The sequence below is a fragment of the Ruminococcus sp. YRD2003 genome, from assembly GCA_900109435.1.
GTDB lineage: Bacteria > Bacillota > Clostridia > Oscillospirales > Ruminococcaceae > Ruminococcus > Ruminococcus flavefaciens_G.
On record FNZT01000003.1, the window covers coordinates 628,226 to 653,611 of the forward strand.

Genomic DNA, 25,386 nt, shown 5'->3' on the forward strand with positions numbered 1-25,386 from the left:
TCATTTTTGTTGATTCCGTGTATCTTCCGCCCGCGATTATATGGTACTTTTGATAAATAGCCCAATACAAATTTCGTTTTTCCGCACTCAACATTCTCATAAAAGCCGTTCCAAATAATATCGGGATTTATGACGTTATTCTTTTGCACGCCTGGTCAATGCATAATAAACCTCAGTAGATTTAGGATATGATCATATCAATTCCATCCATGCATGCAACACAGCTGATTTATATCGCCTGATAAATACAAGTTTGGATGTAAAACGATGACATTTGTAACAGTTTTCGTGACAAACATCATGTTTCAATTTTACGCAGCAAGTGATATAATTTACTCGTACTCGAGTTTGATTTTTCTCTAAGCTGCAGCACCCCAAATAGCAGAACTATCTGACATAAGTATAGGAGGAGTATTTATGAAGAAACCGTTCAAGAAATCGATCAGAAAAATGATGTCGATCATCTGCACCATGATGCTCGCTTTAGTATGATAGAGTAGCGGGCTGGAAAAGGAAACATTGTCACCGTTGTGATCTGGATGATTGGGTCGAAGAACTCAACGAATCCAATTGCCCTGTTGACGGAACTACTAAAAACTACAAAGCCGGTGAAATGAAGTTTTCAGGTGAGATCAATTTTGACAACACGATATCTGCTCAGTATCTGAAATTGACCAACCGATACGTTGAAGGCGATCTACAGTTAAGCAGTGAAGAAAAAGCAACAAAAGACAACTTAAAAAACCATGGTATCAAGTTCAAGTTCAATTCTGACGGAACAGGAAAAGCCTATCTCTATTATTCATCCAAGGAAGATAGACAAAATCAAATTGCAACAGACGGAGAATTACAGCAATCCTGGAACTTTTATGCATATGTAAAGAAGGATGGTAATGATCTGATACTCTATCCAGCGGCAACCGGAAATTATAGTGATGCCAATGGAACAAATGTGATTATGGACTATTTTCATACTGTAACATTTGAGCAAACCTGAGTTTCAATGTCGCATTAAACACTGACCGAATAAAGAAAACGGTTGAAGCAGAATATGCTTCAACCGTTTTTCTGATTTAATACCTGCCGATACTGCAAGGGATTCGGCCAGTGTATCAGGAAAAGATCCAGATAATCAGTGCCCAACATCTGAAGCGAACGCTCAAAGGATTCCATTGTGTTGTCGTAGCCGTGATTGGGATTATCGAGCTTCGACGTAATGAATATCTCCTCGCGGGAGACTCCGCTTTCCAGAATCGCCTTGCCAACTGCTCCCTCGTTTTTATACCCTTGCGCCGTATCAATGTGGCGGTAGCCGAGCTGCAATGCGGTCTTTACCGCGCGAATTCCCGTCTCATCGTCAGGTGTCTGCCATGTGCCGAATCCGATCACCGGGATCTGCACACCGTTTGAAAGTGTATACTGCTGCATAACTATTCTCCTTTAAATTAGAATGCTATGTCGCCAATCAAGTGCTTTATCACGCTGCATATCTATCCTGATATTATCAGAAGGACATACTTTTGTCAACGTTATTTCAGCATCTTTTTATAATGAAAACTGCCATAAAACAGGAGGCTCATAGTGAGCCCCCTTTCATTATTGCTACTGAATATATTGCAGTCACTTTTTATTTCACCAGGAATTTAGGACTGCCGTCAAACACGTGCATCAGTTCCGCCATCCAGCTGCGCTTCAGGAGCATTTCTATACTGTTTTCACGAACAAAAGCTGTTTCTGCTTCTGTGATGGGGATGATCCAGTGGAAACGGGGCGCTGTGCCAAGGAATGATGGCATTACAGGACTTGCAAGCCCGGGCACCTGAGACGGATCAACCAGAAGCAGTGAAGCAAATCCCCCTATCCTGTCAAAATCAATTGTATGACCATGTCCGAGGAAATCGCGTTCTTCCCATGGCATTCTCATAAGCATATCGAAGACAGGAGGCATAAATTGAGCAAGTTTTTCGAATTGCTCGAGACATGCAAAACCCAGTTCCATTCGGGCATACTGCTGATAATCTCTGCCGAACAAAATCTGCGCTCCGGGCAGTTCTGCCTGAGACATACCGACAGAAAAATCATAGCATATATCATTCTTTTTCCCCATCCAGAGGCGTTTATGCGGAAATGTATTCTGATCAAGGCACAGATAGTGTTCGGGCTGACCGGCAAAGACCTGATATACCTGCTTGAAAGCATTATCCACAACGTTCCAGCCGTCTTCATTAAGCGTAAGTCTCCACTGATCATTAGCTGATTTAAGATAATACTTGACAGATTCTTCATCTTCCGGACGCATCTGCCATCCATACCGGTGCATTCCGTTCACATACCTTGAGAATCCGGGGAAATCATGAAGTCCCGCAAACGGCGGGATAGCTCCGAGAACTCCCTGACTATCGCATACTATCGGACTATCGCCGGTCGCGTACCATCCGATCTTCAGAGAGCCATCGTCAAGTTCAATACCCGCGGGATCATGCTTTACATTTTCACGCGGCATAAGGAGCGAGCCGGTTCCTTCAGCAGTCATTGTTTCCGGAGCCGGACGGCGATTGCAAAGCCAAAGTATCCGAAGCACATTCGCTCCCTGTTCAGGCGGTGCCATCAAATAGAGATAATAGGCATTTTCGTCTTTGCCTACCGCTGCAGTCAGACCGGCACAAACCGGAGATTCACTTTCACATACCCATTCAGTATTCATTTTTCTTTTCCTTTGCTATATTCTTATTGGTTATCATAAAGCAGCTGTTTTAGCGCTAAGTGACATCTCAGCGCCGCACATAACGAAGTCAGAGAGTGCTGATGAAACAAGATTATTCCATTTATATCAAAACTCCCCAAAACGCTTTATATAATCTATTTTATCATTCTGACATGTACAAGTCAATATCACGGCTTTGCCTTCATCCAAGTTTCAGTTACACATACAAATCAGCACATTAATCTTTGTTAATCCTGTATAACGCATTATCCGTGACTTTTTGCTGCAAATATGTTTAAATGATTATTGCTTTTGAAGGGAAGGTCAAAAGGAAGATGTGATAGGTTATCTACATACTCACAAAAAGCAGCGGGGTGATGCCCCGCTGTTCATTTTCCCTACATGTCGCCGACAGGCCCCAAGTCTAATTTATATTCAACTTATGTAAAAAACGGAGCGACACATTTTTGTGCCGCTCCGTTTTTATCACAGCTTTGTACTTTTCATTTTGTCGCAGAGACAGTCATCACTTTTTAGCCGATTTTATCTTGCCAACTATCAAATCGTCTCCTTTGTATAACAGCTTTTCCCCTTTTTTCCATTCGATCTTATTTTCATACAATCCGATTGACAAATATTCTTTTGCAAATCCAGCTGCATGAAGATTATACATTTCTCCGTCAGTGACTAATCCGCCTTTAGCTTTAGAATTTGGCACCCAGTCATAATAATCCAAAAAATAATACTTCACTGTTGCTTCGTATGTATCGCCGTTTTTCTTACAATTCACAGAAATCGCGGCATCCACATCACCGACAGAATACTGCCAATCTACTGTAATTTTTTTCCTATCATCCTTGTTTTTAAAAACATCCACTAGAATGTTCGAATCAGAATTTGTTGAAAACTTAGCACCTTCTAATATAACGTATGACGGGGTTTTTAAATTCAGCTCACATTTTTCATCAACAGTATCTTCACAGAGTTTTATAATCTCGTTTACATTTTCACAATAGGCTATTTGTCCCAAATCTGTTTTTTTAACTATTTGAGTTGCATCATAGTTCAGATCCTCACCATTGTTATCAAGGAAATGATCGAGAAATAACGATGCATTTTTGAGACCTGCTATTCTACCACCAAAGCATGTATAATTCGCCCGATTATAATTGCTTTCGAAATAATCAAATAAAGACCTATCACTCTTCCATGTTGCATCTGCTTCTTTTGCTAACTTTTCACATTTATCGTTTGTTTTAATGTCTTCAAAGGTATCGGTTATCACATATTTGGGTTTATCGTCGTACACATATTTTGTTTTGTAATTGCTATCAGGCTCGGGGTCAACGTTATCAAGAATACCGTCATTATCACCATCATCATCAGCAGGATTTGTCTTGGTCGGAATTAATTCTGCATCACCTGTGCATACAAGCTCTGTTTTGGAAGTTGCCATTCCCTGTTTTCCGTTAAGCTTGTTATCGTTTGCATATTTTTTCACTATATTCCATGAAACGCTTGTATTTTCGTCACTTCCTGTGAGCTTAGCTATCGTATCATGATCAATCTCGTTCCAGTCCGAAATGCCGTCGTGATCAGAATCAGTAGTTCCGTTAACTGTAAGAGGTGCATCAAGGAAAGCATAGGGTCTGCCACCTATTCGGAGACAAGTTGGATCTGTTATCTTACCATCGGAACTCCATTCACAGATATAACCGCAAGGAATACTTTCACCAACTGGAGCTGTTGTTCTTATTCTGAAATGAACATAATTAGGTATCTGTGACCCGTCAAAATAAAAACTGCCAAAAGTATTTTCTTCATTCTTCTGGAAAACAATTTCGTCACCATTGGGTAAATAATATGATCCCATTATAAAAGGCAGATCATTTAGTATTGACGCTTTACCAAAATGGAACAATCCCGGTGCCATTACTATTTTCTTGCCATCAATAGTCTTTACAAACTGATTATACTCATTTTGGGAATCGATCGTAAAAATATAGCCACCCTTTTTCTGGCACTCTTCTATAATTGATTTTTTCTCAAAGAATGCATCTCTATCTTCAAAATATGCATAGCTATGACCGTTCCATCTTGTGATCGTACTTGCAATGCTCGAATATCCTGTACCCGAAGAAGCATTCATTCGTTCTGTATAGGTCTGGAGATTCGAATTGATAAGACTCCAATCCATGTTCTGGGCTTTTTCAGTGTCAATGGTATAGGTTTTCTTGAGAACCTGATTGTCGTCATTTATTGAGACAGTATCAGTTGACTTTATCGTTTCCGCGGACTCTGAATCTTCGTCTGAGCTTGCTGTCTTTTCAACAGCCTGCTCATTCATCATCTTGCCCCACAGTTCAAGGTCAACAAGTGAATATGAACCTAATCCCAGAGAGTTTCTATCTTCGTCTGTCTCGAATGTATCGATCGTAACTGATACTGTATTAGTATCAACATCATATTCTGTGTTTATCGGCAATGCAATGTTGATATTCTTAAAATACCTAAATACATTGAGGCGCTTTATTCCTTCCAGTTCTTCAGGAAGCTCATAAGTAGTTTCGGTATTGCCGTACAAGCGGTAGTTCATATAGGGGAGAATATTGTCTCTATATGCTTCTTTGATTGCAAAATTGAGCGTAATGCTTTCAACCTTGAAATCTTCATTGTAATAAAACTGCGGAGTGAAGCCCAGTGCGGAACCATTCTGCAAAACGTACGCGTTTCCGCTTTCAACAACAGAAAAGTTGTTATTAGCATATCCGGAAGCATTGATCGTGACCGACAGCTCATAGGCATTTCCTTCGGTATTGACATCACTGAAAATGGGAGAGTCAGCCGGAATGACCTGACTGATGATTCTCTCGCTGTCCATATCCACGCCATTTGACTTTTCCTTCAGAGGATCAAGCTCAAGTTTTACTTCTTCAAAGTCCGATAATTCATCGTGGTCTGTGTCTTTATCGGTAGGGTTTGTTTTTAATTCGTTTACCTCATATCCGTCATCTAAACCGTCTGAATCGGAATCCTTATTGGTTGGGTTGCATCCAAGGCTGATCTCTTCCTTGTTTGTCAGTTTGTCTTCGTCAATATCAGCGTCACAATCAAGGGTGCCCTTTACTGCTGAATCAGAAACAGTAGGATTTGTTCCGGTTACAAATGTTTCTTCAAAATCGGTGAGATTGTCCTTGTCAGTATCAGCATCAAGTCTGTCTGTTTTAAGGACGACGCTCTCAACGTAGTCATTCAATCCGTCTGCATCCGAATCGTATTGAGCATACACAGGGAACAAAGCGGTTGAATCGTTAAGGAAGCCGTTCAGCATTTCGGCATCATCGGAGTCAACATCGTTATCGCCGTCCAGATCCGCTATTATGCTGTATGCGGATTTGTCAGCAATACGCTTTTTCAGTGCAGCTGCATCAGATGCATCGAGCTTCTTATCACCATTCATGTCTCCGTAAACAAACAACTCATTGCTGTCCTTATCAACAACAAGAAGGACGTTATCCTTCATTACTTCCGCCTGCTCCTTGGAAACAGGAACGAGTTCATGTTCCGAATCCTCAGAGCCGTGAAGAAGTTTTTCAAGTTGCTCTGAAGTCATGGGGAAATCAGCGAAGCTGAGTATCTTTGCATCTGCCATTTTAATGGCGAGAGCGTCGATACCTGTAATTCCCTGACCTGGATCAATTATATCGCCATTGATTTTTCCCTGCGGAGAGAGCTTATACTTATCCTTGTTTGCGATAGACTGGAGAATTGACGTTGCATCGGCCACCGTAGTCTTGCCGTCGCAGTTAGCATCACCATAGACGATCTCGGGATTTTCAGTGATTTCTTCTGCATATACGACACCTGAAGAAATCGATGGATTGCTTGCAAGCATTGCTATTGCAGACAACGCCGCTAATGTTTTTTTGATTTTCATTCCTTTTACCCCTTTAAAAAATATTAAATGTGAATACACATATGGTAATATGATAATACGTTTTTGCGAGTTTGTCAATCAATTTTTTTGAGAATTTTGTTTATTATTTTGAGCTACCAAATTCTTGAATGAATGATGCCCAAAACAATCAGTATATAATAGACCATAACAAGAAAAGAATATATTACTTGAAATTGAAGTGTTATACTGAAAGAGCAGTCAACAAACACCCAAAAATCTGGTAATAACGCACCATTTCAAGGGAATTATCCTATATATTCTATTATTCATGTCATGCTTTCTTCAAGTTACAATCTCTGAACAGCATCTGAAATCTCTCCGAAATGTCCTTACCGTCTTCGCGCCAAGGCTTGATACCACAAACGATATAGGTCATGATTAGCTAACTTAACCCACATGGAAAGAAATCCCGGGCATTTGCCCGGGATTTCCTAATCTTTCTTTTCGCATAATTAGTAAAACATTCCATGTCTTTCTATCAGATATATCTCGCTGAAGCATTATCTTCGACGTCGCCATCACTTGACGAAACATCGTATGAAGTATGACTTGCAGAAACAACTTCAAGTGCATCTATACGTTTACGCACCTCTGCGGCAATAGCTTTAGCACGTTTGGCTTCAACATATCGTACAGCCTTATCCTCGCACAGCACATTCAGTATCTCGTCTTCAATACCGTTGAGCTTTGAAATATCGAGCCAGTCGAACGACGAAACAAGTCGGAGCTGCTCACCGTGAGTCTTCTTGAACGGCTTGCAGATAATGTCGTTGGCAACAAACCTCGAAGCGGTCTTGTTATACCATAGGGAAGTTCCGCTGTCGAATATCGGAGCAGCGCCACTCCATTCAAGCGTATTAGCATTGCGAAGAAGTCCGAAATTATTAAAATGCCTGTCCTCGTTAGCAATAATATAGTCCAGAACGATCATACGATCAAGTGCAGGTACTATATCAACTCCAAGCTCTTTGCACAGGCTGACATAATGCAGGTACTCGTTCTCATGGTTAGCCTTCGGTCTGAGTTGTAGCACTCTCCATGCGCTGACAAGCTCCGTATCTTTAGTAACGAAGTCTTCGCACACGCTGCAAGGCTTATCCTCTATCCATGTAACTGAATAAGGCACATGATCTATACCGAGCCTATCCATTATCATGGTAGCAATCACTTCATTAAACGGCTGCTGACTGTACGGAGCGGAACCCGATTTCAGCAGACAGCGCTTGCCGTCAATGATTTTCCAACGCTTCTGCAAGTTACCGTCAGAGGTATTATCAGGTGATACGAAATCAAAACCGACATTTTTATTATTTACTCCAAACAACACATCGCCTATATCGTCAGAGAAGTCATTGTCAAAGAAGTTGACTGCTTCCCATGTGATGTTACTGTTATAGGGACGTAGCCAATAGTGATCGGAAAGACTGAGTCCAAGACATTTCGTGATGAGCTGTTTGGTGGAAGATACGCCAAGAACTTCAAGAGCTTCGTTTACGCCCATACGGCTCGCAGGAATAGAACGTCCTGCCCACCATTGATTCAGTGCATATCTGTCCACAGTCTCGTCGTGGCGGAGCTGATGAACAACTCCTACCGGCAGATGATCCCTCGCAGATATAATATCAATATTCGTTATAACTCCGAGATCTTCGTCTATCTCAACATCTGCAACCGAAATGTTCTTATGCATAAGGGTATATTTCATAGCTCTCACCTCCTGCGTGCTACTAATACCATCCATACCACTCATTTAAGTCGTCAAACTTACGAGATACGTATAATTTATTATATCACGTTGTTGACAAAAAAGCAAGCAAAACGGAACTATTATCTGATTCTTTAGCACTTCCACTTCCTAATACAGTTCGTGTAAAGTAAGTAACCTGACAACGCCTTGTTTTTCATCTCCCATGAGCTAACTGGTAAAACCTGAACAGTAGAAGAGATAGTAGTGGAACTTGTTCCCTTTTCTGAATACTCCTGCATTGTACTTGAGTGTTACCAGTTCTTCGGTACCTAATCAAATCAATTATCAATAGATTCTGAAATTCGGTCTAAAAGCGGACATATCACGCTAATATTTGTATATTATCCCCTCAAAAGCGTAGTATTTCCACCCTCTCAGACAATATTGACACATACTAAAGCGGGCTGAATCGACGTAATATTACCGAATCATCCCGCTTATGCATTATTATCCAACCGTCACAGATACACACAACTGTGTTAAAAGTTCTGATTATGTATTGTCATTTCTTACCAAACCAAGGTGAGCTCTCCTATCCAGTTCTAACATAGCCATACAAAAATTCATCTCCTGTGTCAACACTGTCAGTGACGGGTCTTCATATCAGGTATTATGCTTTCTTCGGAGCCATAAACTCCTTCATTGTGGGAACATCGCCGGAAGCTGTTGATACAAGCGCATAGTACGTGAGTATCGAGGAAGCATCCTTTGCGTCGACCTTAGCGAAAAAGTGTATCACATAAGTTGTTTTTCGGTTTTTGCCATATTGCAAATAAAAACGATACCCTATTGAAAGAAATATGGAGCTGGTAATGACCAGCTCCATTTTCCTATACAAAGATACAGTGGTTATCCTACATATTTTTTTATCACTTCAGCTACCTTGAGTATCGCTTCTTTTTCATTTGGATTCAGGTAGACATCGTTCAGCTTCTGTTTGGAATACTGCAAATACGAACCTTCAGTCTCAGAGATAAGAAGCTTGGTATAAAAACGTTCCCAGCTGAAATACTCAGAGCTCTCAATAAAATCCTCTGTATGCTCTAAAATATCAGCTATCCTGTTGCCGTCTATAAGCCCCGACTTCAATATCAGCCACTCAAAGGATTCGGGCAGATACAAGCTGATCTCTGGATGTTTCTGCATATAAAGAAACAGCTCTCCCATTTCAGAACCGAAAGCCGCTCCGTCAGCGATAACAAGCAGATGTTTTCCTTCGTTATCCATAACGGTACGCTTTATCTTAGTTTTTCCACCTGCACTAATGCAGTTTATATCGTCAGATACAACGGCTTTGAAGAAATCATATCCTGAGTTTGAATCCTCAACAATAACAGTTTCTACCTTCTCAGCATCACTTCGCTCATTGACAGTATAAAGCTGATAGAATGAGTTATACGTCCTGCGCATATCGGCGTACTTTCCGGAAGTATGGATCCCGTATATCTCCTCGACAGAGTATGGAAGATTAGGAAGGTTCTCTCTTGTTATGATAACATAGTAATTGTCTGTATCTTGTATCTTTCTTGCAAAGTCATCGGATTTGACGATAGTGTTCTCTTCGTCGATGAAAATGATACAGTCACTGACGCTGTTCAGAACGGATTCCCAGTTAGAGTTGTTAATGGTAAGACATCTTTTATCACAGGATATCTCGATACCTGAGTCTGCACCAAGTCTGTCATATGTATCAATAAGGGATACAAGGGTGGTCTTGCCAGTAGCGCTGTCGCCTCTGACAATAGTTAGATTTCGCTTCAAATCGAACTCAAACTTGACTCTGCTGTTCTGAACGATTATATGATGTTTTCCTTTCATACTTATCTTTCCTCGATTCTGAACGCTTCGTCAAGGTATTCCTTGTAGCTGCCTACCTGTTTATCGGTATTGATAATATACGCACTAAACTCTTCGCAGGAGCTAAAGTCCATGATGTGATGGAGAGCAATAGTCAGATCCTTATGCTTACTTATCTCATATATCCACTTAGCACAGTTATCACCGCAGGCAGAGGCGTTGAATATCTTGCCTGAATCATCGAAAAGCATAAGGAGCAGGGTTTTAACTCCTCCAGACAGCTCCTTGACTGAAATTGAGCCAAGTACAGGGCTGTCTATTACTCTTGAACCAATAACATCGGATTTATCTATGTCTTTTATCATTTCTACACTGCGAGGATCAGTGATCCACTCGTCCTCATAGGTATTATCAAAATACGTTGGAGGGTGATATATAGAATTTTCAACATCTCCGAAAACTATTTTCAGCATAAACGCACCTCTTCTCAGCTTTTTCTATGTAATTATTATAACCGATAATCAAGTGTTTTTCAAGAGTTATATAAACTCAATTTTTACAGATCTGAGGTCTGTTGTGTGATAGAAAAATATGGTTTGGTATCGCCTTTCGATTTTTTGGCTATTTTTCGTTGTTGTTTTCGTGTGACTCCGTGTGACACCGTGTGATTTTCGTTGAAAATCAATGGCTTTTATGGCATTTTTAGTGCAAAAAAGGAAGTTTTGCTCCGAACTAAGATAATGAAAAAACCGCTATATTTCGCGTTTTAACGGAATATAGCGGTTTTTCATTGGTCGAGGTGACAGGATTTGAACCTGCGGCCCCTACGTCCCGAACGTAGTACTCTACCAAACTGAGCCACACCTCGATACCTGTAATATTATACATTAAAACGGAGTTCTTGTCAAGGGGCGGAGTCAGCGAAAAGATATATTTTATATATTTGTCTATTCACAACAAAATATTAAAATAATCCAAAAGTGATTGACAAACGCACATATTTATAATATAATAGGTTTTAGTGACTTTATCCGTTTAAAGCTTTACAAGTTTATACGGTAAAACAAATGAAAGGTCGTGACATTATGGCTCCAAAGACCGCAACCTTTATAATTCTTGCGATATACGTCGCAATAATGGTCGGTATCGGGATCTACACATCAAGAAAGACAAAATCAAGCGAGGACTTCATCCTCGGCGGAAGAAGTGTCGGCTCATGGCTGACAGCCTTCTCCTACGGCACAACATACTTCTCGGCAGTCGTATTCATCGGCTACGCGGGACAGTTCGGCTGGATGTACGGACTCTCCGCAGCGTGGGTCGGCATCGGCAACGCCATAATCGGAAGCCTCATTCCCTTCTTCCTGATCGGGCGCAGAGCGCGACTGATGTCCAATCACCTGAACGCAAGGACAATGCCCGACTTTTTCGAGAAGCGCTTTGATTCATCATCACTCAAGACTGTTTCGGCGCTCATCGTGTTCATATTCCTCATTCCTTATACAGCTTCGGTATATAACGGACTCTCCAAGCTGTTCGGAATGATATTCGACCTCGGCGAGAACGGACACATCGTAATAATCGCGCTCATGGCGCTTCTCTCCGCAGCATATGTAATGCTCGGAGGCTACAAGGCAACAGCGCTGAACGACTTCTTCCAGGGCATAATCATGCTTATCGGAATCGCAACCGTAGTCGGACTCACAATGGCAAAGAAGAACGGTCTCAGCGAAGCCTCTGACGCACTCAACCTCATATCCGACGCCAAGACTCCCGCAGGCACACTCGGCTCGCTCTTTGGTCCCGACCCGATAAACCTCCTCGGAGTAGTTATCCTCACATCGCTCGGAACATGGGGTCTTCCCCAGATGGTGCAGAAGTTCTACGCTATCAAAGGCGAGGAGGCGATAAGAAAGGGCGCGATAATCTCCACGTTCTTTGCTATCGTGGTAGCGGGCGGCTGCTACTTCACAGGCGGCTTTGTACGTCTGTACAACACCGACACAACAGGTCCCGCATTCGACGCGAACGGAGCTCCCATATACGACCAGATGATACCCGAGCTTCTCAAGCAGGCAATGCCCAATATCCTCATCGGACTCATAGTAGTGCTCGTCCTTTCGGCGTCGCTCTCGACACTTTCATCTCTCGTCCTCACATCGAGCTCCACGCTCACGAACGACCTCATCAAGCCCCGCGTGAAGAACTTTGACGACAAGAAGCAGGTACTCACGATGAGGGTACTCATCGCGGTATTCCTTGTAATATCGGTAATTATCGCCTGCAACAAGAACGCTTCGATTTCGACTCTTATGTCCTACTCATGGGGAGCCCTCTCAGGGGCATTCCTCGGACCCTTCCTCTTTGGTCTTTTCATGAAGAAGGCAACGAAGGCAGCCTGCTGGGCAAGCTTCATCACAGGCGTCGGCATCAGCGTAGTACACATGGTGCTCTTCCGCCTGAATATCTCCGCATTTGACGGACTGACAAAGGCTGTAGCCGACCTCAACTGCCCGCTCAACCTGCTCTCGCCCATCAACGCAGGAGCATTTGCAATGATAGTATCGCTCATTATCGTACCCGTAGTGAGCCTCATCACAAGCTCACCCGACAAGAAGGTAGTTGACAACGCATTCAGCTCACTCACAACAACAGAATAAAGGCAATACCGCACAAAGCTTGTGCTGGAGATGCGCCGACAGATTTTTCGTCAGATTGTATAGAAATTCCGCAGGCATACTGACGTATGTCAAGGAATTTCCGTGCAAGATGGCGGAAAATATGCAAGCATATCCAGTACAAAGCCTTCAGGCGGACTTTGTGCGGTGTTGCCTAAAAAGAAATGCTGTAAGGAGCGTATCCTTACAGCATTTTTTGTGAAAATTCGGTGTAATCGCTTGCAAAACAGTCCGCTTCGTAGTATAATGTAGAATAGATTTGTGTTACCTGTTGCAGGAGCGCTCGGATATCCGCATTTAGGCGTGCGGAAAGCTCCTGCTTCGGGAAAAATCATCAAGGAGGAAACAATTGCGATGAAAAAGTGCATAATAGCTGTCGCAGCAGCACTGTCAGCGGCAGCACTCGCATTGACCACGGCTTCGGCAGCTGTAAAGTACACTGCGGCTGACCTGCGCGGGCTCGGCGACCACATTGTCGGCAAGGCGGGCTCGGCAATCGACGTTGACGGCGACAACGTCGTAGATACTTTCGACCTCATAGCAATGCGCAAGATGTTCGACCATACGGGCGTCTTCACGGAGCAGACGGTAGCGGTATCCGAGGAAAACGTCAAGTATACGGGACGCAATTACTACGACACGGAAAAAGAGACCGCATGGCTCGTACTGAGTGGCTCGGCTGTTGATTTCATCGTCAACGGCAGGTCGGCAGAGGTCACTATCAACGGTGACTACGGTATTTCCAACGGAGCGGAGCAGAAGCCTCGCTATGCGATAGAGGTCGACGGAGAAATTATCCTCGACGAGCTCCTCGACGTCAAGCAAAAGACGGTCAAACTCTTCGAGGGCGACGAGCCCCGAGCCGCTCATGTAAGGATAATACATCTCTCGGAGGCAACAAACGGAGCAGTCGGCGTCAGCAATATAAAGGTCGACACCGATATCCCCGTACCCGTAGTGCCCGAGTTTGAAAAGGATATATCCATCGAGTTCATCGGCGACTCGATCACCTGCGCCTACGGCGTCGAGGGCAAGGATCAGTACGAGAGCTTCAAGACCTCGACCGAGAACTTTATGAAATCCTATGCCTATCTCACCGCAAAGAAGCTCGACGCAGACTACAGCAGTGTCAGCTACAGCGGATACGGCATAATCTCGGGATATTCTTCCTCGGGAGCGAAAAACACCGACAGTCTTATCCCCGATTATTACGACATCATCGGCAGACCCAGCGACTACAATAAGCCGTGGGAACACTCCGAGCACAAGTACGACGTCATCGTGATAAATCTCGGCACGAACGACGATACCTACGTTTCCAAGGACTTTGACACCCGCTCGGCAGAATTTACCGAGGGCTATACCGAGTTTCTCGTCAAGCTGCACGAGGCTCACCCCGAGTCATACATCATCTGCACGCTCGGGACCATGGGCTGCACGGAGCTCTATCCCTGCATAGAGGCAGCAGTCGAGAATTTCCGCACGGGATCGGGCTATGACAGGATAATGTGCTATCAGTCGGCAACGCAGGATATGAACGACGGTCTCGGCTCTGACTGGCACCCGAACCTTACAACTCAGCAAAAGAGCGCATATGTGCTCGCTGACAAGATAGCTCAGGCACTCGGACGCACATCCGACCAGCAAGGCATCAACGTAGCAGCAGACGCCAAGTTTTCAACCGTGACCTCTGACACGGCGATGATGTCGGATTACTTCAACGAATGGGACAAGTCCTACCACGTAACGACCGTAACAGGCGGAAGCGGCAGAGGCTCGATACAGACAGCCGCTTCGGGCATCGAGCTGAAAAAGGACGGCAGATACAGTCTGAGGCTCTCTCTCACGACCGAGAATATCACCGATATCCCATTCTTCGTAAGGAATAAAGAAACAGGCAAGGTCTACTACGAGGGCAAGACCGAAAACGAGACACTGACCCTTGAAGATGAGTTCACATCGCCCGAAAGCGCCGAATGTGAAATAGTATTCATGGTCGGCGGAGCAGACAGCAGCCGTTTCACACTGAACAAGCTGGAGCTCATAAGACTTGGATAGAGCCGCTGTATAAAAACGGCTGCTAAGCCGACATTACGTCGGAAATAAAAACACAACCAGATAACGGAGGAAAGAACAATGGTTATCATCGAAATGGAAAACGGAAGCAAGATAAAGCTCGAGCTTTATCCCGATATCGCGCCTATCTCGTGCGAAAACTTTGAAAAACTCGTAAAGCAGGGCTTCTACGACGGACTAACATTCCACAGAGTTATCCCAGGCTTCATGATACAGGGCGGCTGTCCCAACGGAACAGGCACAGGCGGTCCGGGCTGGCACATCAAAGGCGAGTTCTCGGCAAACGGGATAAAGAACGACCTCAAGCACACAAGAGGCGTGCTCTCGATGGCTCGCGCACAGGACCCCGACTCCGCAGGCTCGCAGTTCTTCATCATGCATGAGGACGCCCCCTACCTCGACGGACAGTATGCAGCATTCGGCAAGGTCATAGAGGGCATGGAAGTCGTTGACGCTATCGCCGAGACAGCGACCGACTACAGAGACAAGCCCCTCGAGGCACAGGTAATGAAAAAGGTAACTATAGAATAGCATCAAGGGCGTGATAAGCGAATATCACGCCCTTTTTATCAGACCATGTTCATATGCTCGCAGCAGTGGACGAGCATATTCCACGTACCGCTGTCAACCTTTCCGCTGAGCGGAATGCCGCACCAGCGCTGAAACCGCGTAACCGCATCAGCGGTGGCGTCGTTGTAGATACCGCATACATCAACAGTGGGAGCATTGTCATAGCGCTTGCCGATAGTCTGAAGCATGGCTTGCAGGATATAGACGAGCTGACCGCTGTCGCCCTTCGCAGCAACATACTTAGCTGACGGGAAGGCAGCATAGGGCACGGGATTTCCGCGAAGGTTCTCGCGGTACACGCTGACGATCTTATTCCATGTCTTACCGTCGGTCGTTCCCGTATCAGGCAGACCATACTCCCTCTGAAAAGCGCGCACGGCAATGGCGGTCTCGCTGTCGTAGACACCGTCGGGGATAATAAGCGGAATCTTGTCATTCACCAGAGCTATCGCGTGAAGATAGGTCTGAAGCTCAATAATGTGCTGTTTTCGCTGTATATTCGTATATGCCATTTGTCAGCCTCCTGTAATGATATAGCCGGGCTCCTGATAGGGACGCTTGTCGAAGCCGTATTTGAGGTCGGAGTACACTCCCGCGATGGAGTCCCATGTCACGGCGCCGACAATGCCCGTGGGATTTATCCCGAACTGCCGCTGGAATTCTGTCACGGACTGCCTTGTTACGGGACCGAAATAGCCCGTATTGTTCACTGCGGGGATATTCGGGTAGGTATCATGGATAAAGGTCAGGTACTCCTGAATAATACGCACGTAGCTGCTTGAATCACCCTCACGCAGAACAGTTCCGGGATAGAGTGCTACCGCAGTATAATCAGGCTTAACCGACTCAGCAATGCCCTTGTACGCGCGGTAGAGGTCGTTGCGGGTAGCACGGTCGACCATACCCGTCTGCGGCAGACCGAAGACACGCTGAAAAGACTTCACCGACTTCTCGGTCATCTCGCCGAAATAGCCTGTTATCTCCACAGGCTGAACAGCCGCGTAGTACGCGCCGATCACAGCGAGATAGTACTGGAGCATACGCACCTCGTCGCTCTGCATACCTATGCTGAGGTCCTCAGTGAATGAGGGAGTGATCTCCTCAAGGCGTACACCTTCGGAGTCAAGCTCTGCAATGCGCTTGACAGCGGTATAGATGCTTGTAATGCGGTACCAGGTAGACTGCTCGACCACGCCCGTTACCTCAAGCCCGAACACCTGCTGAAAAGTGCGGACAGCCTGTTCGGTGGCGGCATCGAAAATGCCGTCGGCGGCGGGTATCTTCGGGATAGCGGGATAATTTCGGGAAATGCGGTTGAGATAGATCTGGAGCGACTTCACGTCGTTGCCCGCAGAGCCGAATTCAAGCGGTATCCCTGGGTATGAGGGCTGAGCCGTCCTGACGGGAGCGTTCTTCACGATATCAATGTCCTTTCCGTAGTAGTACTGTAGTATCTCATACGGCGTGTAGCCCTGATTAGCGAGGTAAACGGTCCCCCACTGAGAAAGCCCGTCACAGGTCGAAGTGGTGCCGTTGCAGAAAGCGGTAAACAGCGGCTCGACGCTGCCCTGTCTGCGGACATAGTCGTTGTACAGCTCATCGACGAGGTAGCTGATATTCTGAAAGTATTCACGCCCGTTGATAAATTTCTGGTCGAACTGGGTAGTCGCTGTGATGTCGAAGTCGTACCCGCGCGACCTGTACCACTCGGTATAGACGCGGTTCAGAGCAAAGCTGATAATCGCGTAGATATTGGCACGCAGAGCGCTCTCTGGCCACGTGGGGAAGATCTCGCTCGAAGCGACATTCTTGATATACGACGGAAAGTCGAGCGTAACATTCGGCGCGGGAGAATCGGGCGCTCCGAGGTGGACGGTTATCGTCTCGGGGATATAGGGTGTTCCTGTAAGCATATATGCCTCCTCAGCTCTCCGAGCCGCCGTCGAAATCGGGCTCCTGATTGAAATAAGTAACTGTCTCGTCGGAGCCTCTCATCATCAGCGGAACGGGAATCATACTGAAATTCTGCACGGACGTGATACCGTCAAATACAGGAACATCGACGCTCCTCGCGTTGAAAAAGCCGCTCGCGGTAACACTGACGTCAAAGAGATTGTACGGACGCTTTATCGCATCGGGAGCCTGCGAATGCACGACATCTGGCGCAGGTACGGCAAATTTCTCCGTTGTGCCGCTGCTGTTGGTGAGCCCCTCGGCGAGAATGAGACGGCTGCCGTCGACAATCGCCGTGACCATGACCGTCGCTCCCTCAATTGGCGAAGATTCGTCCCCCGCCCTCACGTTGACAAGAATATACCCTTTTCCGACCCCGAGGCTCTCCTCAGAGACATACTGCGGCGGAGTATCGTAGGCGCTATCAGCGGAGAAAGAGTTGTCACCGAGAACAGAGAGGTCGGGCTCGGGATAGCGGTTGTTGAACTCCGTTTCGTCGTCGGGAGAGTCCTTGTTTTCGTTCTCTGCGTAATCGGCATAGGAAGTATCGTCGGGAGCGTCCTCATCAACACCGAAAATCTCCTCGTCCTCGGGCGGAGCCTCGTTGGTTTCAGCCTCATAAAGCTCCTTCTGCGGCACTTCGGACACTTCCTCATTGTTATCCGAAGCGCAGTCTGAACTGCGCTTTCCGTAGAGCTTCATAAGCTCGGATTTGTATCGCTCAGACTGAGCGCTGAGATCGTTAAGCTGCATATTATCGCCTCCATTAAGTGCTGGTCAATAATATGAGGAAAAAAGGAGAAATATGTCAAGCCGAAAAAAAGATCAAAAAACCGCGAAGCGGAAATCGCGGGGGTCCGGGGTGAGGTACTCACCCCGGCAGGGGGTGAAACCGAGGGGGACAGCGTCCCCCTGAGAAGCAGGCAGGCGAGCGAAGCAAAGCCTGCCGACCGCCCCGTACATTTATGTCTCGGCGCAGCCGACGAAACATTTCACGATATCACATTGCCAAAGTAATAAAACCGGACTTTTCACCAATTTAAGGCGTGACAATTTGTCTATTTGTACAATCTTTTTTTGAAACACTTTATAATTTATTGCAGATGTGCTATAATCATTATGAAGAATTGATAATTATTTTGTAAGTTTATCACGGCGCAAGGAGGGGATATATCAATGCGCGAAAACTCTTTCAGAAGAATCATCCAGAACTTCATAATGAATATGGAATCTATACCGAATACTCTCACGCCGGAATCACGCTTTGCACTCACCGAGCCCTGTGTATTTCTCAGGATAAGCATGATACGTGCTGATTATTACGAAACTCCGCGTCGGTTTGAAGCGCCCCAATGCCAGCCGTATACGCTGTACAACGCAGGCGATACAGACAAATCCAACGAGTTCATTATGGAAAAGGATACAAGGGTCGACACAAAGATAGTCTATCATGTATTCGGTCTGATCGACGAAGAGCCGTGGACAGAGGAGGAAATGGAACGCATAGACGTCCTGCTGAAAATGCTTTTCGTATTCAACGGCAGAAGCCGCCTCATGATATCGAACTACAACCTCACCTTCTACGACCCCGATATGCGTGTCTACAACCTGAAATTCTACTTCAAGAAAATTGCCGAGCTGATCGAACAGCACAAAATAACGCAGTATACAGCAATGTATATCAACCTCAAGCACTTTTCGGCGGTAAACCTTCAGCTTGGAAGAAAAACAGGTTCGGCGGTCATGAACAGCTTTGTCACGCATATTGCACGTGTTTCGGGGGAGGACGGCGTAGTAGCGCGTATCGGCGGAGATAACTTTGCTATCCTCTGTAAGCAGGAACGCACCGACGCGGTTATGGAGGCTCTCGCGGGCACAGCTATACCCTATGACGAAGTTACCGGAGAGCGTATCCTCATCAGTGCATACTCGGGAGTATACGTCATCGACAGTAAGCTACCTGTTAATTCCCCCGACGCAGTAATGGACAGGATAAGCATAGCCATAGCAGCCGCAAAAGCCCGTACAAAGCACGATTACGCATATTTCAACGCAGAGATGCTCGAGCGCCACAAACAGCAGCTCATGATAGGCTCACTGTTCCCGAGCGCGCTTGAGAACGAGGAATTCCTCGTATACTACCAGCCCAAGGTCTCAACAGATACGTACCGTATCGTAGGAGCAGAAGCGCTTTGCAGGTGGAAACACGAAGGTAGGCTCATCTCCCCTGCCGAGTTCATCCCGGTCCTCGAACGCGGCATGGACATCTGCAAGCTTGATTTCTATATGCTCGACCACGTCTGCCGCGACATACGCCGCTGGCTTGATGAGGGCAAGAACGCCGTCAAAGTCTCGGTCAATCTTTCAAGGCGGCACCTCTCGGATATGGACTTGCTTCAGCACATCGTCGAAATAATCGACAGGAACGACATTCCGCACGACTACATCGAGATAGAGCTCACCGAGACCACAACCGATGTTGAGTTCAAGGACCTCCGCCGCGTACTCAGCGGCTTGCAGGAGACAAGCATATCCACTTCGGTGGACGACTTCGGCGTAGGCTATTCCTCGCTGACACTCATCAAGGACCTTCCGTGGGACGTTATGAAAATAGACAGGAGCCTTCTTCCCGAGGAAAGCAGCATTGACAGAAAGAAGGAAATCATGCTCAGATACGTAGTAGGCATGGCAAGTGATATCGGACTCGAATGCGTAGCCGAAGGCGTCGAGACAAAGGAACAGGAAGAGCTCCTGAAAACCACCTCTTGCAATATCATACAGGGATTCTACTTTGACAGACCGCTCCCGATAAACGAATTCGAGACGCGTCTTGACAATTACAGCTACAAAAAAGAATAAAGCCGAGGCATAATGGCTGTACCTATACGGAAGCATTACGGGACATATATCGGGGGAAACCTTTCTGAAGAAAGGTATTCTTAACGCAGAAAAGCAAAAATCGAACTGAATAGGACAACAAATCCCGATGCTTAGTGCATCGGGATTTTTATTGTCTTTATAATCTAAGGTCGCGCTTTAGGAACCGTGCACTATCTCAAATGAAAAACCGCTTAGGACAGTCTTCTAAGCGGTTTCAATCTGTTTTGGACCTTGGGTTGTGTATAAAGCGATGTTTGATGATATTGTTCATTTATTATTTATGTTAAAAAAGTTGATATAGCACGATATAAATCCTTGGTGCAACAAGATGCCTCCGTAAGGGGGGCATCTCATCTGCCATATGTTTATTTTATGTTTGCTTTGGAGTCATAAACTCTTTCATTGTTGGGATATCGCCAGAAGCGGTCGAAACAAGTGCATAGTAAGCAAGTATTGAGGAAGCATCTTTTGCATCGACCTTGTCATCGCAGTTGACGTTGGCATCCTTGCGCTGCTTTTCGGTCAAACCGTCCTCACTGCCAGTGGACATTCTTGCGTACGCCATGAGCACCATTGAAGCATCCTTTGCATCGACCTTTCCGTCGGAGTTCACATCCCCGAGATCAGCATCGGGCTGTTCGGCAGTGGTAGTAGTAACAGGTTCATCCGTAGTGGAAGCGGCAGTTGTCTGAGTTGACGTATTACTGGTTTTAGTCGTTAATGTGGTCGTAGTTGTTGTTTGAGTCGAAGTTGTTGTAACAGTTGTTGACACCTGATCGTTAGATACCAATACTCCGCCATTTTCAGTTTCAAATGCAACAGGATCCATAAATACATCGAAAGTATTCGCGGGATCAACTGCGATCGTTACTTCTGAAAGACCGTTTTCCGCAGTCTCAAGGACTTCAAAATGCAGCACTGCAGCAATACCGTTCGCTGTATAATTTGTATCAGCAAGACTATTATCCCACATGATCCTGTAAGGCAACAAATCGGTCTTGCCAGAAGTAACAAAATCCGCACCAGGAAAAATCTCTCCGTCATCGACACTTACCAGTTTCATAGCTTCTTTATCATAGCTTACCGTAAAACAAAGAGCTATGACTCCGCTGTTTCTGCTCATTTTTATCGGAATGTCTACAGACGCACCAGCTTTTGCATCAACAGTCATCGCCTTCAACTGAGCAGCACTCTTCTTATCGGGTATTTTCGAGACAGTTGTAGCTGTCGTTGCAATAGCTGCAGAATCGACGATATCCACCCCGCCATTTACAACATCGAACTCAACTGTATCCATATTCATATCAAAAGTGCTATCGTTCTCAACACTGATACTTATCTCGGAAAGACCTGTCTCAGCGCCTTCGAGCACTTCAAAATGAAGTACTGCAAGCTCGCCATTATTAGTATAGTTCCTTTGAGCAACACCGTTATCCCACATAAGTCTGTAAGGCTTGGTATTATTGCTGCCGCTCGACGTGAAAGCAGCCTTGTAGAAAAGCTCACTGTCATCAGAACCTGTAAGTCTCAATGCCGAAGTATCATATTCGACAGTAAGACTAAGAGCGACGAGCCCGAGATTACCTGAGATGCTGACTGGAACATCAACGCTCATGCCCTCATATGCAGAAACAATTCCGACATTTATCTGCGGATAACTGCTCTCAGCGCAAACCTCATAAGGAACAGTCTGCATAATTGCCAACGGCATCACGGCAGCCATAATTATCGAAAGTATTTTTTTCATAAACAGCTATTCCTTTCCGGTCAGGCAGCGCTTTCCCAACCGCCTGCAATGCTTCGGCGGATAAGAACGGTATCCTTGAGAGTGACTTCACCGTCCTTGTCGACGTCAGCGGCAGCCGTGTTGATTGTAACGTTCCAACCACCTGCAATAAATCTGTTTATTAAGACAACATCTTTGAGGTTAACCGTGTTATCATCGTTGACATCGCCGGCTGTTATGCTAGTCTCAACAGGCGTTGCTGCGCTCTTCTTTGCAGCGACACCAGCATAACTTACAACATCGGAGGTTATAGACACATCGCCGATGCTGTCACCGAACTCGCCCGAAAGAATGAATGTATCCGCATATTTGTCATCAGCGTCTATGAGCTGCGGAGAAACCGTAAATGCTCCGCTGAAGCCTTCAATAGAAACGCTCTTGTTAGTTACAGTTTTGATGTCTGCAAACTTTGTGAGCTTCATAGTTATCTCGTTGCCGTTCCTTGTTACGCTCTCTACAACGGGTGCTTCATGACTTACGAGAGCGATATTGACCTCTGTTCTTACAGGCGGGATAGTCATCCACTCTGTTTCAGCAGTATCATAGCCTTCCATTTCGCAGACTACCTTCCATTCACCCTCGGGAACGTCCCAGAGATACTTGCCCTCGCTGTCAGTAAGCAGAGGATTCATCTGTTCATAGTCCTCAGCATTCCATTTGATTTGCTTTCCTGTAGCCTCATCCTTGTAGTAGACCGTAACAGTCGCGCCATCAACAGGGTTTCCGAGAACGCCTTCATATACGATTCCGCTCGGATCAAGGATATACCGGATGCAGCCGACAAGCGAGAATTGTCTGCCGTTCTGCATACAGTCAACCAGATATTCGTCAGCTCTGTCGAGGCATCTTCCTATCTCCCAGCTTATGATAGTTGAGAGCGGAGGATATATTCCTACAGATGCAAGAAGTGCGCTTGTTGCGAATGTGTTTACACATTTGAGCACAAAGAGAGCAGTGGCAGCAGCTTCATAATCCTCATTTCCGTCTGCCATAGCCATTTCTCCGTAGTATCTGAAGAAATCCTTGCCAACAGAAAGTCCCTTTGAAATTGATGAATAGCTTTCACCGAGCACCGACTTCATAACAGTCTTGGTGTCCTCAAGGATGAACGCATTGATCAGAGATACCTTCGGATCATCAGGATCAACGAAATCAGATTCTATCATCTTGAGAACAGCCTTGCCTGTCCAGAGATCCTTTGCTTCCTTGAGCTCGTCACTGTATCCGAGCATCATGGTAGCTACGATGTCCTTGCTGTCAGGAGTATAAACATAGTAATCAGCTTTAACACCATCATCAGATGTGTGAACAGGTGTAGGAGTGAATCCGTACTTGACAGGATCCTTTGCTATCTCCTCAGTCTTGACAAATACACCGTCGATGAAAAGGCCGTCACTGTTGCTGTCTGAATAGATCGGGAATGAATCAGACTGTATTCCGTTGGAAACAGTTACTTCAGCAAGGTATGAATCGCCGTCCTGCTTGATAACTTCAACAGAGCTGTTGTCGCGGTATTCCTGCGGGATATCCTCAAACGTCTGATCCTTTTCGGGATCGTAGTTCTCGCCGACAACGATATTCTCCTTCTCGATAATGCTTATGTTGTACATACCGGGAACATATGAATGATTTGCAGGATCAAAGAATCCCTTAGCCTTCCATGTTCCAGATTTTTCATTGTAAAATGCCTCAAGGTACTTGATGTTTTCGCCCTTGGTGCTTGTTACAAACATTCTGTCAATATTCTGATTGTTTGTAGCTGTTATCTCAAATGATAAGGGATAAGCCGGATTATAGCTCAGAACTGGAGATATTCCCTTTGTAAGAACATCGGTGATATCCATTGTGGAATCTGTGTGATTGTTGAAACCGAATATCACCTTTGTTACAGCAGGCTTGTCAACTGAATAGGTCGTTGTGACTGTATCGCTCTTGAGGTCGCCGCATATTGCATAGAGCTTGTACTCTGTGCCGCTCTCGCCCTTGGGAAGCTTTATATTTGCGCTGTATTTGCTTGTATAGCCGCTCGACTTGACAGTATCTACAAGTATATCATTGACATAGAGCTCAACGTCCTCGCCGCCGGGAGCAAATCCGAATACGTCTGCACTGAGCGAGTTAACTGTTTCGGGAACAGAAATAGTTATATCCGGGCATTCAACACTTGTCTTGCCGATGAGCTGATTCCATTCCTCGTTCTTGTTCTTAAAAGAAATATTGGCGGATACTGTATATTTGCCGATATCTGTTACTCTTGCAGAGAAACGTATCTCGCCTGAAATAGAATCAACAGGAATAATTCCGCTCTGAATGTCAGATTCCGTGACATTCACGCCCTTTGATGTAATAGAATCAAGCAGAAGGGTCATGCCCTCGGGAATGCCGAGATTGATCTTGATATTGGAAACAGAAGCGGCATCAGCGTTTATGCTGTATTTAAGTGTATAGTTTGAAACACCGTTTTTGCTCGACTGCTCAGAATTTACTGCAAGATATGTATTCATTCTGTCCATGATAGTGAATCTCGGATCCTCAAGCGATGTACAGTTATCGAACGAGGATGACGAGAATGAAAACTGTTTCCTGTTTGAGTTTATAGTGCTCAGCTCATTGCAGTTCTTGAATGATCTTGCACCGATCTCAGATACAGAATCAGGGAAATTGACAGTTTTAAGGCTCTTACAGTTATACGCAAGATTATCAGGCACTTTTTTAGCGCCACCATCAATATTGAGAGTTGCTACCGAGCTTCCCTGCAAACAGCCGTCAAACTGGTTGCCGGTAGAAGTCACAGTTGCTGGAAGAGTAAACTCCTTCATGCTTACTGCACCGTCAAGCAGATTTGCACCAAGACTTTTAACACCGGTGCCAAATCTGATATTTGACAGGCGTTTACAGCCGGCAAATGAGCTGTCCCCCACGCTTGTGACATTGTCCGGGATGTCGATGCTTGTTAGGTATGCACAATCCCGGAATGCAGAAGCTCCGATCTGTGTGAGGCTCTTGGGCAGGTCGATGCTGGTGATCGCTGTATTTCTGAAGGCTCTGTCGCCAATTCTGTATCCGTCGATAATATCTTCCTTCTCCGGCAGAATGACCTCTTTGACATTGCTTGCATTGAAACATATATTTTCGGGAATGTTCTCGATACCCTCCTCGAATACCACCTTTTCGATCGAGCTTCCCTGCAAACAGCCATCAAACTGGTTGCCGGTGCTCTTTACTGATTTCGGGATA

At 45.5% G+C, this 25,386-nt stretch carries 17 protein-coding genes and 1 tRNA gene; 5 read left to right on the plus strand and 13 right to left on the minus strand.

What is annotated here, in order from left to right; translation table 11 throughout:
* Positions 1–613 precede the first annotated feature (613 nt).
* Positions 614–997: a hypothetical protein gene (locus BMX22_RS02840; RefSeq protein WP_074740462.1), complete on the plus strand. Its 384-nt coding sequence runs from the start codon at positions 614–616 to the stop codon at positions 995–997.
* Positions 998–1,056: 59 nt separating this feature from the next.
* Here the strand turns inward: BMX22_RS02840 and BMX22_RS02845 are convergent, their stop codons facing one another.
* From BMX22_RS02845 to BMX22_RS02880, 8 genes are all read right to left on the minus strand, one after another.
* Entirely contained in the window at positions 1,057–1,428 is a 372-nt protein-coding gene (locus tag BMX22_RS02845; protein ID WP_081349033.1) for an aldo/keto reductase, read from the minus strand.
* Between the two features lie 199 nt (positions 1,429–1,627).
* Complete coding sequence (locus tag BMX22_RS02850; protein WP_074740464.1) at positions 1,628–2,704, minus strand: suppressor of fused domain protein; 1,077 nt, start codon at positions 2,702–2,704, stop codon at positions 1,628–1,630.
* Positions 2,705–3,230: 526 nt separating this feature from the next.
* Complete coding sequence (locus BMX22_RS02855) at positions 3,231–6,641, minus strand: dockerin type I domain-containing protein (protein WP_074740466.1); 3,411 nt, start codon at positions 6,639–6,641, stop codon at positions 3,231–3,233.
* A gap of 499 nt (positions 6,642–7,140) precedes the next feature.
* On the minus strand, positions 7,141–8,367 hold the full coding sequence (locus BMX22_RS02860) for a HipA domain-containing protein (protein WP_074740467.1): 1,227 nt from the start codon (positions 8,365–8,367) through the stop codon (positions 7,141–7,143).
* A gap of 652 nt (positions 8,368–9,019) precedes the next feature.
* Positions 9,020–9,148, minus strand: coding sequence for a hypothetical protein (locus BMX22_RS16760; protein ID WP_318259667.1), 129 nt, complete (start codon positions 9,146–9,148; stop codon positions 9,020–9,022).
* Between the two features lie 110 nt (positions 9,149–9,258).
* A complete protein-coding gene (locus BMX22_RS02870) occupies positions 9,259–10,227 on the minus strand; it encodes a translation initiation factor 2 (protein ID WP_074740471.1) in 969 nt (322 codons plus the stop codon).
* A gap of 2 nt (positions 10,228–10,229) precedes the next feature.
* Entirely contained in the window at positions 10,230–10,679 is a 450-nt protein-coding gene (locus BMX22_RS02875; protein WP_074740473.1) for a DUF4869 domain-containing protein, read from the minus strand.
* A gap of 318 nt (positions 10,680–10,997) precedes the next feature.
* Positions 10,998–11,074 (minus strand) — tRNA-Pro (locus BMX22_RS02880).
* A 217-nt stretch (positions 11,075–11,291) separates the two neighbouring features.
* On the opposite strand from BMX22_RS02880, the gene BMX22_RS02885 reads away from it, so the two are divergent.
* The 3 genes from BMX22_RS02885 to BMX22_RS02895 all read left to right on the plus strand — a co-directional run bounded on the left by BMX22_RS02885 (position 11,292) and on the right by BMX22_RS02895 (position 15,491).
* Entirely contained in the window at positions 11,292–12,866 is a 1,575-nt protein-coding gene (locus tag BMX22_RS02885) for a sodium:solute symporter family protein (RefSeq protein ID WP_074740475.1), read from the plus strand.
* A gap of 372 nt (positions 12,867–13,238) precedes the next feature.
* On the plus strand, positions 13,239–14,942 hold the full coding sequence (locus tag BMX22_RS02890; protein WP_074740477.1) for an SGNH/GDSL hydrolase family protein: 1,704 nt from the start codon (positions 13,239–13,241) through the stop codon (positions 14,940–14,942).
* A gap of 78 nt (positions 14,943–15,020) precedes the next feature.
* A complete protein-coding gene (locus tag BMX22_RS02895) occupies positions 15,021–15,491 on the plus strand; it encodes a peptidylprolyl isomerase (protein WP_074740478.1) in 471 nt (156 codons plus the stop codon).
* Between the two features lie 38 nt (positions 15,492–15,529).
* Here the strand turns inward: BMX22_RS02895 and BMX22_RS02900 are convergent, their stop codons facing one another.
* From BMX22_RS02900 to BMX22_RS02910, 3 genes are read right to left on the minus strand one after another with little or no spacing between them, the layout of a single operon-like run.
* Positions 15,530–16,042: a peptidoglycan-binding domain-containing protein gene (locus tag BMX22_RS02900; RefSeq protein ID WP_074740480.1), complete on the minus strand. Its 513-nt coding sequence runs from the start codon at positions 16,040–16,042 to the stop codon at positions 15,530–15,532.
* Positions 16,043–16,045: 3 nt separating this feature from the next.
* Complete coding sequence (locus tag BMX22_RS02905; protein ID WP_074740482.1) at positions 16,046–17,443, minus strand: peptidoglycan-binding protein; 1,398 nt, start codon at positions 17,441–17,443, stop codon at positions 16,046–16,048.
* Between the two features lie 10 nt (positions 17,444–17,453).
* A complete protein-coding gene (locus tag BMX22_RS02910; protein ID WP_074740484.1) occupies positions 17,454–18,236 on the minus strand; it encodes a carboxypeptidase regulatory-like domain-containing protein in 783 nt (260 codons plus the stop codon).
* 423 nt (positions 18,237–18,659) lie between these two features.
* Between BMX22_RS02910 and BMX22_RS02915 the strand changes: the two genes are divergently transcribed.
* Complete coding sequence (locus tag BMX22_RS02915) at positions 18,660–20,342, plus strand: putative bifunctional diguanylate cyclase/phosphodiesterase (protein ID WP_081349034.1); 1,683 nt, start codon at positions 18,660–18,662, stop codon at positions 20,340–20,342.
* A gap of 391 nt (positions 20,343–20,733) precedes the next feature.
* Here BMX22_RS02915 and BMX22_RS02920 read toward each other — a convergent pair whose 3' ends face one another.
* Together BMX22_RS02920 and BMX22_RS02925 are read right to left on the minus strand one after the other, a co-directional pair.
* On the minus strand, positions 20,734–22,110 hold the full coding sequence (locus BMX22_RS02920; RefSeq protein WP_074740485.1) for a cohesin domain-containing protein: 1,377 nt from the start codon (positions 22,108–22,110) through the stop codon (positions 20,734–20,736).
* A 20-nt stretch (positions 22,111–22,130) separates the two neighbouring features.
* The coding region (locus BMX22_RS02925) for a leucine-rich repeat protein (protein ID WP_177172954.1) at positions 22,131–25,386 on the minus strand (3,256 nt) is incomplete at its 5' end.